Source organism: Mycobacterium sp. P4_H6, from assembly GCF_056400845.1.
In genome coordinates this window covers 28,181-42,525 of record NZ_JBFUKN010000052.1, presented here as the reverse complement: position 1 = coordinate 42,525, position 14,345 = coordinate 28,181, and the positions used below count along the sequence as shown (strand labels likewise).

Here is a 14,345-nt window from a genome sequence, read left to right as displayed (position 1 = left end):
AGGTCGCCTCGCTGTCAATCCACCTGCGGCCGATGCGAGCCATCGTCGCACTTCACAATCGCCTCGCACCCGCTAGTGGAATGCCGGTGCTCACATTGACCGAGAGCACTATGAGGTTGTCATGACCAACCTGGAAAGCGCTGCACCGCTACAAGTCACGAGCTACCTTGCCCCGATTCCGGCCGAGAGCGACGTCGAACTGGCAGCGCGTTTCGAGCGTGACGTGATCCCGCTTTTGGACACGCTTTTCGGTGGAGCCATGCGGCTGACCCGGCAGCGCGCTGACGCCGAGGATCTGGTGCAGGAGACATTGGTGCGGGCGTACGCGGGTTTCAGGACTTTCCAGCAAGGAACGAATCTCAAGGGCTGGCTCTTTCGCATCCAAGCCAATGCCCACATCAATAATTACCGCAAGCGGATGCGCCGGCCCGCCGAGTTGTCGGTCGACACGACACTCGAGTGGCAGCTCGTTGCCGACGCCGGCCGTTCGCCGAGAGCACTCCGCTCTGCGGAGGTGGAGGTATTGGAGTTGTTACCCGACAACGACATCAGGAACGCACTGGATGCCTTGCCCGCCGATTTTCGGATGGCGGTGTACTACGCCGACGTCGAGGGCCTTGCCATCAAAGAGATCGGCGCGATCATGGGCACGCCACTGGGGACTGTCATGTCACGAATCCACCGCGGCCGCTCTCGCCTGCGCGTGCTGTTGGCCGGCATCGCCGCGGACCGTGGGTACAGGGGCGCTCACAATCACGCGGGGTAGTTCCAACATCGACGGGCAGGGGCCACCGCCACCGAACCAAAGGACACCATCGCCATGATACGGCATTCGCCTTCGAAATTAGTTATCCAACAGGGAGATACAAACGTTTTGCGCCTGCCGCTCTACGCGATGGCCGTCGGCGCGGCAATCGCCGCACTGTTCATCGGCGCCACCCCTGGACAGGCAAACGGGGAGCCCGCAGCGACCTCGATCGCCGACTGCGCCGATGTCGAGGTCGTCTTTGCTCGCGGTACCTTCGAGGACCCGGGCGTGGGCAAGGTCGGTGAGCCATTCATCCAAGCACTGCGCGAACGCCTACCCGACCGCGTCGTCGGCGTCCATGCCGTGAACTATCCGGCATCCTTGCAGTTCGACCGGGCCGTCGAAGGCATCCTGGACGCCGGCAACCGCCTGCTCGATCTCAGTGCCAACTGCCCCTCCACCGAGATCATCGTCGGCGGCTACTCTCAGGGCGCCGCCGTCAGCGGCTACGTCACCAGCGAGACCGTTCCTGCCGGGTACGCGCTGACCGCTCTACCTCCGGACGTCGTCGAGAACATCACCGCGGTCGTCCTGTTCGGTAAACCCTCACCGGAAATCCTGAGGCTGCTGCGGCATGACGCTCCTCCCATCGAGATCGGCCCGGCCTTCGACGACAGGACCATCGACCTCTGCGCCCCAAGGGATCCGGTCTGCGGATCGACCGGCCTCGATCGTGGCGCCCATAGCGCGTACGCCGTCAACGGCATGGCCGCCGAGGCAGCCGAATTCGTCGTCGACCGCCTGCGAAGCCACTGACAGAAAACAGCACGACCACCCCGCCGGGGTCCGGTATCCCAAACCTTTTGCCAACCGACAGGAGACCAAGCCATGCCAGCCATCACTGCGGATACGCTCACTTTGCCCCGGGTCGCCGTCCCCGATCCCGCCACCGGCATGCAACGGCCGGTGCGATCTATCACCACTGCACCGGTCGGGCTCGAGGGAGACGGATTCCCCGTGCGACGGGCATTCGCCGGGGTATCGCTCACCGACCTGGACCCATTCATCCACATGGACCAGATAGGCGAGATCGAATGGGCACCAGGCGAGCCCATGGGAACCCCCTGGCATCCGCACCGAGGCTTCGAGACTGTCACCTACATCATCGACGGCACGTTCGAGCACACCGACTCCCACGGCGGCGGCGGGACGATCACCGATGGTGACACGCAGTGGATGACCGCGGGCAGCGGAATCCTGCACATCGAGAAGCCCCCGGAGCATCTGGTCGTCTCAGGCGGAATGTTCCACGGTGTCCAGATGTGGGTGAACCTGCCGCGCGCCAGCAAGTTCGTCACACCGCGTTACCAGGATATCCGCGCCCGGCAAGCCCGGCTGCTGTCCTCGGCCGACGGTGGCGGACTGCTGCGGGTCATCGCCGGCGGTATCGCCGGTCATACCGGGCCGGGGACGACCCACACACCGATCACGGTCGTGCACGCGACCATAAGCCCGGGCGCGCGTTTGGAAATGCCATGGCGGGCCGACTTCAACGCGCTGGCCTACGTGCTCGCCGGCACCGGCACCGCAGGTACGGCAGCACAGCCGATCCACAAGGGCCAACTCAGCGTGTTCGGCGCCGGGAACGCGCTGACCCTGGCCGCACAGCAGAGCCAACCCGCCGCCGAGCCGAACTTGGAGGTCCTGCTACTCGGTGGCCGGCCGATCCGAGAACCAGTGGTTCAGTCCGGGCCCTTCGTGATGAACACCCGCGAGGAGATCCTTCGAGCCTACGAGGACTACCAGGCCGGCCGATTCGGCGTCATCCCCACCGAACACGTACCCCACACCGGATAATCGCCACGACTGTTCTCCGACATGGGGTTCGATTTATCTGGCGAGTGTTCATATGCATGCAACAAATCCTCCTGGTGCAGGGTGATTCGGATCAGCGCACGACGGTGATACCCAGAGCGAAGTCGATCTGCTCGAGCCCGTGCGTCTTCAGACTGATCTCCAGCAGGCCGGCGTACTCCAGCGCCCGCGCCATTGACAGCGGCCCGGCGTCCAACGGGCGCAGTCCCAGGCTCTCGGCGAACGCCGACACGTCGGCCTTCGCCTGGGCATCGTCGCCGGCGAGAAAGACGTTCAGCGGGCGGTCCTTGTCCGGACGGGTCGCGAGGACCTCGGCGAACAAGGTGTTGAACGCCTTGACGACGCGCGTGCCGGCGTGGGCGGCCTTGGCGATCTCCTGGGCACCGGAACTGCCGTCGGGGGTCACGAGGCCTGTGAGATCGGGAGCGAAGGGGTTCGTGATGTCGATGAGGACCTTGCCCTTCAGCGCATCTCCGAACTCTCCGACCGCCACCGCGGCGCCGGCGTACGGCACGGCGAGCACGACGATGTCTCCCGCCGGGGGCTCTCCGATCGCCCTGACAGTGGCTCCATCCAGCCTGCTCGCCAGTTCCTTCGCCTTGGCCGGGTTGCGGCCGATGAGCTCGACGGTGTTGCCGCCCGCCAGTGCCCGGTCTGCCAGGGCGCCGGCCATGTGGCCCAGACCGATGATGCTGATGTTGCTCATGGATATCTCCTACTGATTTCTCGCCGAAGGCACGTGTGCTGCGGATCGCGTCGGCAGAACCGGCCTTTCCGTGTCAACAGGTTCGCAGCGCGGACGCCACCTTCGCGTCGGTGAAAACTCCTTAAGTGGTGTGTCATCGACGCACCGTTCGTTTCGGCCGCATTTCCCGCCATTTCACGCGGCGATCCGGCCAGGCTCGCTACTGTGATCCGATGGTCCCGGGGTCCCGCAGTCGGTCACTGAAACTCCTGCTCGCGGCGCTGACCGCCGCCGTCCTGTTCGTCATGACGGCCCTGCCCGCGGCCGCCATGACGGTGACCTTCGTGCGGCACGGCGAGTCCGAAGCCAACGCGACGCACACGATCGACAACTCGATTCCCGGTGCCCCTCTGACGCCGCTGGGCCAGACCCAGGCGGCGGCGGTGGCGGCAGCGCTGGCCGCCGGCGGTGTGGACTATGACGCGATCTACACGTCGAACATGGTGCGCACCAACGAAACCGCCGCGCCGTTCGCGGCCGCAACCGGCCTCACCCCCACCGTGCTGCCCGGAATCCGGGAGATCAACGCCGGCTGGTTCGAAGGATCGTCGGATTCCGGGATCGGCGGAATCGGCTACGTGCTCGCCCCCGCCTTGTGGACGCTGGGTGCTCGCTCGGTGCCGGTCCCCGGCGGCGGAGACGGCAACGCCTTCGATGCCCGTATGGATGCCGCGCTTCAGGTCGTCGAGGACTCCGGCGCACAGAACCCCGTCGTGTTCTCCCATGCCGCCACGATCATGTTCTGGACGATGATGAACGTCGACAACCCGGACCTGGGGCTGATGCTGCGCCACCGGTTGGACAACACCGGGATTGTGGTGGTGGAGGGCAGCTCCGAGGAGGGCTGGACGCTGAAAACATGGGCGGGTCTGCCGGTCGGACCGGCCGGCCTAGGCACCAAACTGTTCGTCAACGCGCGCGATCTCGTGGTGGCACCGCAGACCGCGGCCTACAACGTGGTGCGGGCCTTCGGCACCGGCGACATCGGCCAGATCGCCACGGCAATCCGCAACGGTGTCGGCGCCGTCGTGCAGGCCCCCATCAAGTTCGCGGTCGCCGTGGTGCGCGATATCGCCGGTGAAGTCGCCAAGGTGCTCCGGCCGAGCGCGCCGAACACCACGACCACCGACACGCCGGCGGCGGCCGCAGAGAACCGCATCGCGGCGCCCGCCACAGCGCAGGCCGTGGGGCCGGAACCCGAGGTGGCCGCCCCCGTCAAGAAACTACGGACCGCCCGCACGGTGAAGAAGCCAGGCCGTCCCAGCGTTGTAGTGGCCGAAAAGAGCTCCGACACACCCGGTCTCAGCACGGAACGGAAGGTTTCTCCGATCGCCCCAAAGCAGGCCGCGCGCCCGGAGACCAAGACCGCCGACCGCGACTCCGGCACCGAGAAGGATGCCGCCTGACACCGTGTCGGCCTGAAATCGCTGCATCCGGTGGGCACGGCACCGTGAAAGACTGATGGTCATGGGTGTGCTCGACGCGTTCATGTCGACCTGGACGAATGCTCGCGCGACCTTCGGCGCCGGAACGCCCCAGGACGGCGCCGCGTTCGACGGCAGTTCCACCCTGCGCCGGCTCCAGGAACAGGTTGGTGCTGCCGCACCCGGCCGGCAGTGGACCGGGACCGCGGCCGATGCCTACGCCGCGGTCAACACCGAGCACGGCCGCGTGCTGGGTGCCCTTGCCGATCTCGATCGGCGACTGCGCGAGCAGGTCGACCAGTCGGCGCGCCTGGTCAGCACCGGCCGGGAGAGCCTGGACGCCACCCGGCGCTGGGTGACCGATGCGGCCGCGACGGTGCCGCCCACCGCCGCGGGCGAACGCATGCTCGTGCCGATCGTGCAGAAGGGTGTCGCCGAGGTGATCGACACGGTGACCCGGTCCAACAGCGACCTGAATGCGGTCGGCGCCCGCATCGCCGCGCTCGGTGAGGAGTACCGGGCCTTGGGCATCCAGAAATTCGGAGGCGGTGACGGGCCGGGCGACAAACCTGGTGATCAGCAGCCCGAACCGGAGAACAAATACGAGAAGGCACTACGCGAAGCGGGGCTCCTCGACGAGGAGCCCACGGGCTACTACAGGGAGTGGCTGGAAAACGCGGAGCGCCAGGGTGTTCCGCCCGACACGATCGTCGACATCGCGCGCCGTCACGACATCACGCCGGCCAGCTTCGAGGTACTGGGCGGCATGCAACGCGTGAAGGATCCCGACGGGAAATCGTTCTTCCAGCTTCCGAAGGGCACCTCGGCTGAGGATGCCCGCAAGGCTGTGCTGATGACCTATGTCCTCAACGCCGGCACCGATTACGGTGACAACCCGACGACCGACTTCACCCCGGAGCCCTACAACGCCGACGAGGTGCAACGGATCATCGACCGGCAGAACGCGAACTCGTGGACCTACGACGAGGATGTGCCGTTCATCCTCGGCGCCGACGGGGCTTTGATGACGACGCCCAACGGCATGCTGATGGGGATGGGCGGCAACTGGGTGCAGGACCAGTTCAGTTGGAAGGGTGGCACCGCCTGGGGCGACATCTTCATGGAGAACATCGATCACGGCAACAATCCGTCCCAGCAGTTGCGGCAGATCATCGAGTCCGGCACGTCCTGGAACGTGGGGGCCGACGGTGCTCCCCGTGCGGGTTCCCTGGACCTCGACCGGCTGCTGCACCACGAGGAGATGCATTCGCGGCAGTGGGCGGACAAGGGCTACTTCGGCATGTTGTGGGCCGCCGTCACCGATTCGGACGGCATCGAGAAGGAGGCCGGTTTGGGCGACGGGGGTTACACGTGATCAGACATCTGACGGCTGCGCTACTGGTTTTCAGCCTCTCGGGATGTTCACTCATCGGTGATGATCCCGAGGTCGCTTCGCTGCCACCGGTTTTCGGTGCCCGAGTCACCGATGGCCGGCTGGAACTCTCGACCGGCACACCGTGCGGCGAGGTGTCCCGGGTGGTCGTGTTGTTCACCCCGGATGCCGGCCGGCTGACCCTGGCGCCGGTCAGCGGAACCGCCGAGGTCGATCAGTTGACGGTGGGAGGCCCTTACGACGGGCTGCAGGTCACCGAGCCGTTGCCCGACGGATTCGATTGGCGCACAGCCGAAGAGGTGACCCTCATCGTGACCGCACCTGAGGGTTCAGGATCCACGCCGACGCAGATCAGCGAGGTCGTCGACGGGTCGTCCGAGCACCCCGCGGACACGTTCTACTTTCAGGGAATCGGCTGGCTCGATCCGCAGCAGGTTGCCGAGCAGAACCGCCGGTCATTACTGACCATCTGCACCACCGACCCGACCAAGCAGTGACCCCGGCGATCGTGCGGGCCGTCGCCGGGCTGCTCGGCTCGACCGCAGGGTTGCTGTGGCTGCTGTGCATGTATTCGGTCGCCCGATCCGGCTTCTCGGCGGACCCGGCGATCGATCCGCACGGGTACGCGCTGATGTTCGGCACCGTCGCGGGTCTGATCGCCGGACTGCTGTTCGCCGTTGTGCTGCCCGCGGCGTTCCCCGCCGAACGCCGACGGACCGCCCGCCGCGCGTGCACGGCGAGCTTCCTGGTGTCCACGACAATGCTCTACGCCATACTGAATCTGCGGTAGCCGGGCGTTTGCCCCAGCCCGGTTCGGGGCAAAGACGGGGCATGGTCGACGTTCGAAATTCGGGGCTACTCGCCTGGTCCATGAAGTACTTCGCCAAGGCTCACGTCTGGACCTACCAGCACACCGACGGCCGCATCGGCGCGCGCCTGCTGTGGTTGCCGGCGGCGCTGCTCACCACCACCGGTCGCCGCACCGGGCAGCCCCGGGTCACCGCGACGCTCTGCTTGCGCGACGGCGACCGGGTGGTACTGCCCGCCTCGTTCGGCGGCCGTGATCACGATCCGGCCTGGTATCTCAACATCGCATCGGATCCGCGTGTGCAGGTGCAGTACGGCCCGCACAAATGGGACATGACCGCCAGAGACGCCACGGCCGAGGAGCGAAACCGCTACTGGCCGCGTTTGACTCGGATGTACCCGCCCTACCGGGGATACCGGGAGGCCGCCGACCGTGTCATCCCGCTGGTGATCTGCGAACCGGTCTAGGCGCCGAAGACCGGCAGCGGTGTGCGGGACTTCGCCAACAGGTCGGTAACCACCGGGCCGAGCTCGGCCGGATCCCACTTGGCGCCCTTGTCGATTTCGCCGCCGCGTGCCCAGCCCTCGGCCACCCGGATGATGCCGCCCTCGATCTCGAAGATGCGGCCGGTGACGTCGCGGGACTCGACGCTGCCCAGCCAGACGACGAGCGGGGAAATGTTCTCCGGCGCCATCGCATCGAAGTCGGAGTCCTGCGTCGACATCATCTCGGCGAACACCGTCTCGGTCATCCGGGTGCGGGCCGACGGGGCGATGGCGTTCACGGTGACGCCGATGCGGCCCATCTCAGCGGCGGCCACCAGCGTCAGCGCGGCAATGCCGGCCTTGGAGGCGCTGTAGGTTGCCTGGCCGACGCTGCCCTGCAGTCCGGCGCCCGAGCTGGTGTTGATGATGCGGGCGTCGACAGTGTTGCCGGCCTTGGATTGTGCGCGCCAGTAGGCACCGGCGTGCTTCATGGTGGCGAAATGCCCCTTGAGATGCACGGCGGTGACGGCGTCGAATTCGTCTTCGGTGGCGTTGACGAACATCCGGTCCCGGACGATGCCCGCGTTGTTGACCAGAACGTCGAGGCCACCGAAGGAATCGATGGCGGTCTGGATGAGCCCCTCGGCCTGACTCCAGTCCGCGACGTTGGCACCGCTGGTGACGGCTTCCCCACCGGCAGCGACGATCTCGTCGACGACGGTCTGCGCGGCGCTGCCGCCGCCGGCCGGTGAACCGTCCAGTCCGACACCGATGTCGTTGACCACCACGCGTGCGCCCTCAGCGGCGAAGGCGAGCGCATGCTCACGCCCGATACCGCCACCGGCGCCGGTCACGATGACTACCCGGCCGTCGAGCAAACCCATTGCTGATCTCCCTCTAGTTACTGAACGTCGGTGTTATTTGATATCCGCAGTGGTGGTCGACAGATAGTGCGGCGGTTCTCCGCCGCCGTGCACCTGCAGCGACGCACCGCTGATATAGGAAGCCGCTTCGGATGCCAGAAATGCTGTGGCCCAGCCGATATCGGCGGGTTTGGCCAGCCGGCCCAGCGGCACGTTCCTGGAGATGGCCGCGATCGAGTCCGCATCGCCGTAGAACAGCTCGGCCTGTTCGGTCTCGACCATGCCGACGACCACCGAGTTGACCCGGACCTTGGGCGCCCATTCCACGGCCAGCGTCGAGGTGAGGTTGTCGATGCCGGCCTTGGCGGCGCCGTAGGCGGCGGTACCCGGTGTCGGCCGGTGCCCGCTCACGCTGGAGATGTTGACGATGGAGCCGCCGGAGTCCTGGTTCTGCATGACCGCATTGGCGTGCGTCGAGACCGACAGTGCACCGATCAAGTTGAGTTCGATGATCTTGGTGCTGAACTTGGCCGACGCATCCGCGGCCAGCACGTAGGGCGAGCCGCCGGCGTTGTTGACGACCACATCCAGGCGCCCGTGCTGCTCGACGATCGCGCCGATGAGGGCCTGCACCGACGCGTCGTCGCGGATGTCGCAGGAGTGGAATTCGTACGGCGAACCTTCTACCGGGCGGCGCGCACAGGTCACCACGGTGGCGCCCTGAGCAGCGAAGACAGCGCTGATACCGGCTCCGACGCCGCGCACTCCGCCGGTCACCAGGACCACCCGGCCATCCAGTTGCAGATTGATTCCAGCCGCATCGGTCACTGTGCTAGCGTACCAAGCAAGTGCTTGCTTAGGTAGCGACCCCCTCAAGGAAGTGATTCATGACGATCACCACCAGCACAGTCGAACCGGGCATCGTCTCGGTGACCGTGAACTACCCACCCGTGAATGCCATCCCGTCCCGCGGCTGGTTCGAACTCGGCGATGCCATCACCGCCGCGGGCCGCGACCGCAGCACCCACGTGGTGATCCTGCGTGCCGAGGGCCGCGGCTTCAACGCCGGCGTGGACATCAAGGAGATGCAGAACACCGAGGGCTTCACCGCGCTCATCGACGCCAACCGTGGCTGCTACCACGCGTTCAAAGCGGTGTACGAATGCGAGGTTCCCGTGGTCGCGGCCGTGAACGGCTTCTGCGTCGGCGGCGGTATCGGCCTGGTCGGCAACGCCGATGTCATCGTCGCCTCCGATGACGCCACGTTCGGCCTCCCGGAGGTCGAACGCGGCGCCCTGGGCGCGGCCACCCACCTGTCGCGGCTGGTGCCCCAGCATCTGATGCGCCGACTGTTCTTCACCGCCGCCACCGTGGACGCGAACACCCTGCAGCACTTCGGGTCCGTGCACGAGGTGGTGCCGCGCGCCGATCTCGACGAGTCCGCACTGCGGGTGGCCCGTGATATCGCCAGCAAGGACACCCGGGTGATCCGTGCGGCCAAGGAAGCGCTGAACTTCATCGACGTGCAGCCGGTCACCGCGAGATACCGGATGGAGCAAGGGTTTACGTTCGAGCTGAACCTGGCCGGGGTGTCCGACGAGCACCGCGACGCGTTCGCAGGAACCGACAAGGGAACAAAGTAACAATGATTCGGCGGGCACGAGCGAAGCGAGCAGGGAAATAATGCAAGACAAGAGAACAACTCTGGACGAGGCCGTCTCGTCCATCGAGAGCGGCATGACCATCGGCATCGGCGGCTGGGGCTCGCGGCGCAAGCCGATGGCCTTCATCCGCGCGCTGCTGCGCACCGACGTCAAGGACCTGACCGTGGTCACCTACGGCGGTCCCGATCTGGGCCTGCTGTGCTCGGCCGACAAGGTCAAGCGTGTCTATTACGGCTTCGTCTCCCTGGACTCGCCGCCGTTCTACGATCCGTGGTTCGCCAAGGCGCGCACCAGCGGCGCCATCGAGGCCCGCGAGATGGACGAAGGCATGCTGCGCTGCGGGCTGCAGGCCGCCGCGCAACGGCTGCCGTTCCTGCCGATCCGCGCCGGACTGGGCAGCGATGTGCGGACGTTCTGGGGCGATGAGCTCAAGACCGTGAAATCGCCCTATGGGGACGACGAATTGATCGCCATGCCTGCGCTGAACCTGGACGCCGCGTTCGTGCACCTGAACCTCGGCGATGCCCGCGGCAATGCGGCCTACACCGGGATCGACCCGTACTTCGACGACCTGTTCCTGATGTCGGCGCAGCAGCGCTTCCTTTCCGTGGAGAAGGTGGTGTCCACCGAGGAGTTGGTGAGTTCGGTGGTGCCGCAGCAGCTGCTGATCAACCGGATGATGGTCGACACCGTCGTGGAGGCGCCCAACGGTGCGCATTTCACCACCAACGAACCCGACTACAAGCGCGATGAGAAGTTCCAGCGGCACTACGCCGAGGCGGCGGGATCCGATGAGACCTGGGCCGAGTTCGTGAAGACGTATCTGTCCGGCAGCGAGGCCGACTACCAGGCCGCGGTGCGCAAGTTCGCCGAAGCGCAGAAGGAAGGAGCCAAGTGATGTCGGTGACCCGTGCCGAGGTGTGCGCCGTCGCGTGCGCCGAATTGTTCCGTGACGCAGGCGAAATCATGGTCTCCCCGATGACCACCATCGTCCAGATCGGGGCCCGTCTGGCTCGATTGACCTTCTCCCCCGACATCGTGCTGACCGACGGTGAGGCCCGCATCATCGCCGACACCCCGGCCATCGGGGCACCGGCGGCCATCGAGGGCTGGATGCCGTTCAACCGGGTTTTCGAGACCCTGTCCTGGGGAAAGCGTCATGTCGTGATGGGCGCCAACCAGATCGACCGCTTCGGCAACCAGAACCTCTCCGCGTTCGGGCCCATCCAGCACCCCACCCGGCAGATGTTCGGTGTGCGCGGGGCGCCCGGCAACAGCATCAACCACGCCACCAGCTACTTCGTGGGTAACCACTCCAAGCGGGTGTTCACCGACTCCGTCGACATCGTGTCCGGGATCGGCTGGGACAAGGTCGATCCGGACAATCCCGCGTTCCGCTTCGCCAACATCTTCCGAGTGGTGACCAACCTGGGCGTCTTCGATTTCAACGGCCCCGACCACCAGTTCCGCGCCGTCTCGCTGCACCCCGGTGTCGAGGCCGATCAGGTCGCCGAGAACACCTCCTTCGAGGTGCACGGCCTGTCCGAGGCCGCCACCACCCGGGTTCCCACCGGTGAGGAGCAGGAGCTGCTGCGCCAGGTCATCGACCCGAAGTCACTGCGCGACAAGGAAGTCAAGGTCTAACCATGACCACACTCAAGACCCCGCTGACCGAACTGGTCGGCATCGAGCACCCGGTCGTGCAGACCGGTATGGGCTGGGTGGCCGGCGCCCGACTGGTCGCGGCCACCTCCAACGCGGGCGGCCTGGGCATCCTGGCCTCGGCGACGATGACGCTGGAAGAACTCACCACCGCCGTCGCCAAGGTCAAGGCGGCCACCGACAAACCGTTCGGCATCAATATCCGTGCCGACGCCGGCGATGCGAACGACCGCGTCGACCTCCTGATCCGCGAAGGAGTCAAAGTTGCCTCCTTCGCTTTAGCACCCAAGCCCGACCTCATCGCCAGGCTCAAAGAGGCAGGCGTAGTGGTGATTCCGTCGGTCGGTCTGGCCAAGCACGCCAAGAAGGTCGCCGGCTGGGGCGCGGACGCGGTGATCGTGCAGGGCGGTGAGGGCGGCGGCCACACCGGCCCGATCGCCACCACGCTGCTGCTGCCGTCGGTGCTCGACGCTGTCGCCGACACCGGTATGCCGGTCATCGCCGCGGGTGGTTTCTTCGACGGCCGCGGCCTGGCCGCCGCGCTGTCCTACGGGGCGGCCGGGGTCGCGATGGGCACCCGGTTCCTGCTGACCTCGGACTCGACCGTCCCGGACGCCGTCAAGCGGCGCTATCTGGACGCGGCACTGGACGGCACCGTCGTCTCCACCCGCGTCGACGGCATGCCACACCGGGTGCTGCGCACCGGGCTGGTGGAGAAGCTGGAGAGCGGTTCACCGGTACGCGGTTTCGCGGCGGCGATCGGCAATGCCCAGAAGTTCAAGAAGCTGTCCGGGATGACCTGGAAGTCCATGGTCACCGACGGCCTGGCCATGCGGCACGGCAAGGACCTGACCTGGTCGCAGGTCGTGATGGCGGCCAACACCCCGATGCTGCTCAAGGCCGGCCTGGTCGAGGGCAACACCGACGCCGGCGTGCTGGCCTCCGGACAGGTCGCCGGCATCCTGGACGACCTGCCGTCCTGCGCGGAGTTGGTGCCACAGATCGTCGCCGAGGCGATCGAGCAGTTGACCAAGGCATCGGGCTTCATCACCGACTGACATTGTTCGGCAGGCCCGCTTATCGGGTACCCGCCGACAATGCCCGATCTTGCCCGATGGTTCCTCACGGAGCACGAACGCGGCAATCCGCATTCGCAGCTGCCCAACTGGTGCACGGACAACCTGGCCGAACCGCTGATCCACGGGTCCACCTATTTCGACCACCTGGTCAGGGAGGTCGAGGCGCTGCGCGCCGGTGACTACGTGTTCTTCACCGATTGGCGCGGTGACCCCGACCAGTTGCTGCGCGACGAGGGCCCGACGGTCGGCGAGCTGTTCTGCCGCGCCGCCGAGCGCGGCGTGGTGGTCAAGGGACTCATGTGGCGGTCGCACATGGACGCGCTGTCCTACAGCGAGGAAGAGAACCAGCACCTCGGCGACGCGGTCGAGAAGGCGGGCGGCGAGGTGCTGCTCGACCAACGCGTCCGCTTCGGCGGGTCCCATCATCAGAAGCTGGTGGTGATCCGGCACCCCGGCGCACCGGAACGCGATGTCGCGTTCGCCGGCGGTATCGACCTGTGCCATTCCCGCCGCGACGACGCCTCCCATCGTGGCGACCGCCAAGCCGTGCAGATGGCGGAGCACTACGGCGAACACCCACCCTGGCACGACGTGCAATTGCGGTTGCAGGGCCCTGTCGTCGGCGCGCTGGACACCTCGTTCCGGGAACGGTGGAACGATCCCGCGCAGCTGGACATGTTGTCGCCGATCGCCTACCTGCGCGACAAACTGCGCGGCGCCGACCTGGAAGCCGGCAAGCTGCCCGAGCAGCCGCCCGATCCGCCCCCGTGCGGACCGCACGCGGTGCAGGTGTTGCGCACCTATCCCGACGCGCATTTCGAGTACGACTTCGCGCCGCTGGGGGAACGCAGCATCGCCAGGGGTTACAGTAAGGCGCTGGGCCGGGCCCGCCAACTGATCTACCTGGAGGACCAGTACCTGTGGTCGAAGCGGGTGGCGAAGCTGCTGGCGCGCGCCCTGCAGGACAACCCGGAACTGCATCTGGTGGCGGTGGTGCCCCGATACCCCGATGTCGACGGACGGTTCGCGCTGCCGCCGAATCAGATCGGCCGCCATGAAGCCGTCCAGGCGTGCAGCCGGGTCAGCCCGGACCGGGTGCACGTGTTCGACCTCGAAAATCATGCCGGGACACCGGTGTACGTGCACGCAAAGGTCTGCACGGTGGACGACGTCTGGGCCAGCGTCGGCAGCGACAACTTCAACCGGCGGTCCTGGACCCACGACAGCGAGCTGTCCTGCGCGGTCCTGGACACACGCGGCGACTTCGCGCGCGACCTACGGCTACGCCTGCTGCGCGAACACCTCGATCGCGCCGAGGACGGCAGCGAGGACCGCGGACTCGCCGACCCGCGCACCGCGATCGCCGAAATCACCGCCGCCGCAGACGCGCTGGAGGCCTGGCACGCCTCCGGGCGCAGCGGCCCGCGCCCACCGGGCAGGCTGCGCCCCCATCAACCGGAGCGACCCAGCAGGTTCACCCGGCTCTGGGCGAGCCCCGCCTACCGGATGATCTACGACCCCGACGGGCGCAACCTTCGCGACCGCATCCGGGGCCGCTGGTGATCGTGGCGATTCGGCCACGGTAGACCTGTGCGGTTC

16 protein-coding genes are annotated in these 14,345 nt (G+C 66.7%); 13 read left to right on the top strand and 3 right to left on the bottom strand.

The annotated features are described in order from the left end of the window. The first annotated feature begins 121 nt into the window (after positions 1-121). The 3 genes from AC1DTF_RS20620 to AC1DTF_RS20610 all read left to right on the top strand — a co-directional run bounded on the left by AC1DTF_RS20620 (position 122) and on the right by AC1DTF_RS20610 (position 2,605). Positions 122-766, top strand: a complete 645-nt coding sequence (locus AC1DTF_RS20620) for a sigma-70 family RNA polymerase sigma factor (protein WP_477475406.1) — start codon at positions 122-124, stop codon at positions 764-766. A gap of 108 nt (positions 767-874) precedes the next feature. Further along, a complete protein-coding gene (locus tag AC1DTF_RS20615; RefSeq protein ID WP_235571738.1) occupies positions 875-1,564 on the top strand; it encodes a cutinase family protein in 690 nt (229 codons plus the stop codon). Positions 1,565-1,636: 72 nt separating this feature from the next. Then, positions 1,637-2,605: a pirin family protein gene (locus AC1DTF_RS20610; RefSeq protein ID WP_057170908.1), complete on the top strand. Its 969-nt coding sequence runs from the start codon at positions 1,637-1,639 to the stop codon at positions 2,603-2,605. Between the two features lie 91 nt (positions 2,606-2,696). On the opposite strand, the gene AC1DTF_RS20605 is transcribed toward AC1DTF_RS20610, so the two are convergent. Then, on the bottom strand, positions 2,697-3,329 hold the full coding sequence (locus AC1DTF_RS20605) for an NADPH-dependent F420 reductase (protein WP_477475405.1): 633 nt from the start codon (positions 3,327-3,329) through the stop codon (positions 2,697-2,699). A 212-nt stretch (positions 3,330-3,541) separates the two neighbouring features. Between AC1DTF_RS20605 and AC1DTF_RS20600 the strand changes: the two genes are divergently transcribed. The 5 genes from AC1DTF_RS20600 to AC1DTF_RS20580 all read left to right on the top strand — a co-directional run bounded on the left by AC1DTF_RS20600 (position 3,542) and on the right by AC1DTF_RS20580 (position 7,460). After that, positions 3,542-4,774 carry a histidine phosphatase family protein gene (locus tag AC1DTF_RS20600; RefSeq protein WP_477475404.1) on the top strand — a complete coding sequence of 411 codons (1,233 nt, stop codon included), beginning with the start codon at positions 3,542-3,544 and terminating at the stop codon, positions 4,772-4,774. A 61-nt stretch (positions 4,775-4,835) separates the two neighbouring features. Continuing rightward, on the top strand, positions 4,836-6,167 hold the full coding sequence (locus AC1DTF_RS20595) for an EspA/EspE family type VII secretion system effector (protein ID WP_477475403.1): 1,332 nt from the start codon (positions 4,836-4,838) through the stop codon (positions 6,165-6,167). After that, positions 6,164-6,682 carry a hypothetical protein gene (locus tag AC1DTF_RS20590; protein ID WP_477475402.1) on the top strand — a complete coding sequence of 173 codons (519 nt, stop codon included), beginning with the start codon at positions 6,164-6,166 and terminating at the stop codon, positions 6,680-6,682. The genes AC1DTF_RS20595 and AC1DTF_RS20590 overlap by 4 nt, the downstream gene beginning before the upstream one ends. Beyond that, positions 6,679-6,975, top strand: coding sequence for a hypothetical protein (locus AC1DTF_RS20585; RefSeq protein WP_477475401.1), 297 nt, complete (start codon positions 6,679-6,681; stop codon positions 6,973-6,975). Before AC1DTF_RS20590 ends, AC1DTF_RS20585 begins: the two co-directional genes overlap by 4 nt. Positions 6,976-7,016: 41 nt before the next feature. Continuing rightward, positions 7,017-7,460: a nitroreductase family deazaflavin-dependent oxidoreductase gene (locus AC1DTF_RS20580; RefSeq protein WP_057170904.1), complete on the top strand. Its 444-nt coding sequence runs from the start codon at positions 7,017-7,019 to the stop codon at positions 7,458-7,460. On the opposite strand, the gene AC1DTF_RS20575 is transcribed toward AC1DTF_RS20580, so the two are convergent. Further along, positions 7,457-8,362, bottom strand: coding sequence for an SDR family oxidoreductase (locus AC1DTF_RS20575; protein WP_057170903.1), 906 nt, complete (start codon positions 8,360-8,362; stop codon positions 7,457-7,459). The two genes, AC1DTF_RS20580 and AC1DTF_RS20575, sit on opposite strands and share 4 nt — an antisense overlap. 33 nt (positions 8,363-8,395) lie before the next feature. Continuing rightward, positions 8,396-9,169, bottom strand: coding sequence for an SDR family oxidoreductase (locus AC1DTF_RS20570; protein WP_057170902.1), 774 nt, complete (start codon positions 9,167-9,169; stop codon positions 8,396-8,398). Between the two features lie 59 nt (positions 9,170-9,228). Here AC1DTF_RS20570 and echA20 point away from each other — a divergent pair, with 59 nt between their 5' ends. The 5 genes from echA20 to AC1DTF_RS20545 are packed head-to-tail and all read left to right on the top strand — an operon-like array spanning position 9,229 to position 14,309. Then, positions 9,229-9,984, top strand: a complete 756-nt coding sequence (echA20, locus tag AC1DTF_RS20565) for a (7aS)-7a-methyl-1,5-dioxo-2,3,5,6,7,7a-hexahydro-1H-indene-carboxyl-CoA hydrolase (RefSeq protein ID WP_477475400.1) — start codon at positions 9,229-9,231, stop codon at positions 9,982-9,984. A 40-nt stretch (positions 9,985-10,024) separates the two neighbouring features. Beyond that, positions 10,025-10,903, top strand: coding sequence for a CoA transferase subunit A (locus AC1DTF_RS20560; protein ID WP_477475399.1), 879 nt, complete (start codon positions 10,025-10,027; stop codon positions 10,901-10,903). After that, entirely contained in the window at positions 10,903-11,649 is a 747-nt protein-coding gene (gene ipdB, locus AC1DTF_RS20555) for a cholesterol ring-cleaving hydrolase subunit IpdB (protein WP_162264297.1), read from the top strand. The genes AC1DTF_RS20560 and ipdB overlap by 1 nt, the downstream gene beginning before the upstream one ends. A 2-nt stretch (positions 11,650-11,651) precedes the next feature. After that, on the top strand, positions 11,652-12,725 hold the full coding sequence (gene ipdC, locus AC1DTF_RS20550; RefSeq protein ID WP_057170898.1) for a (3aS,4S,5R,7aS)-5-hydroxy-7a-methyl-1-oxo-octahydro-1H-indene-4-carboxyl-CoA dehydrogenase: 1,074 nt from the start codon (positions 11,652-11,654) through the stop codon (positions 12,723-12,725). Between the two features lie 39 nt (positions 12,726-12,764). Further along, positions 12,765-14,309 carry a phospholipase D family protein gene (locus tag AC1DTF_RS20545; RefSeq protein ID WP_477475398.1) on the top strand — a complete coding sequence of 515 codons (1,545 nt, stop codon included), beginning with the start codon at positions 12,765-12,767 and terminating at the stop codon, positions 14,307-14,309. Positions 14,310-14,345 lie beyond the last annotated feature (36 nt).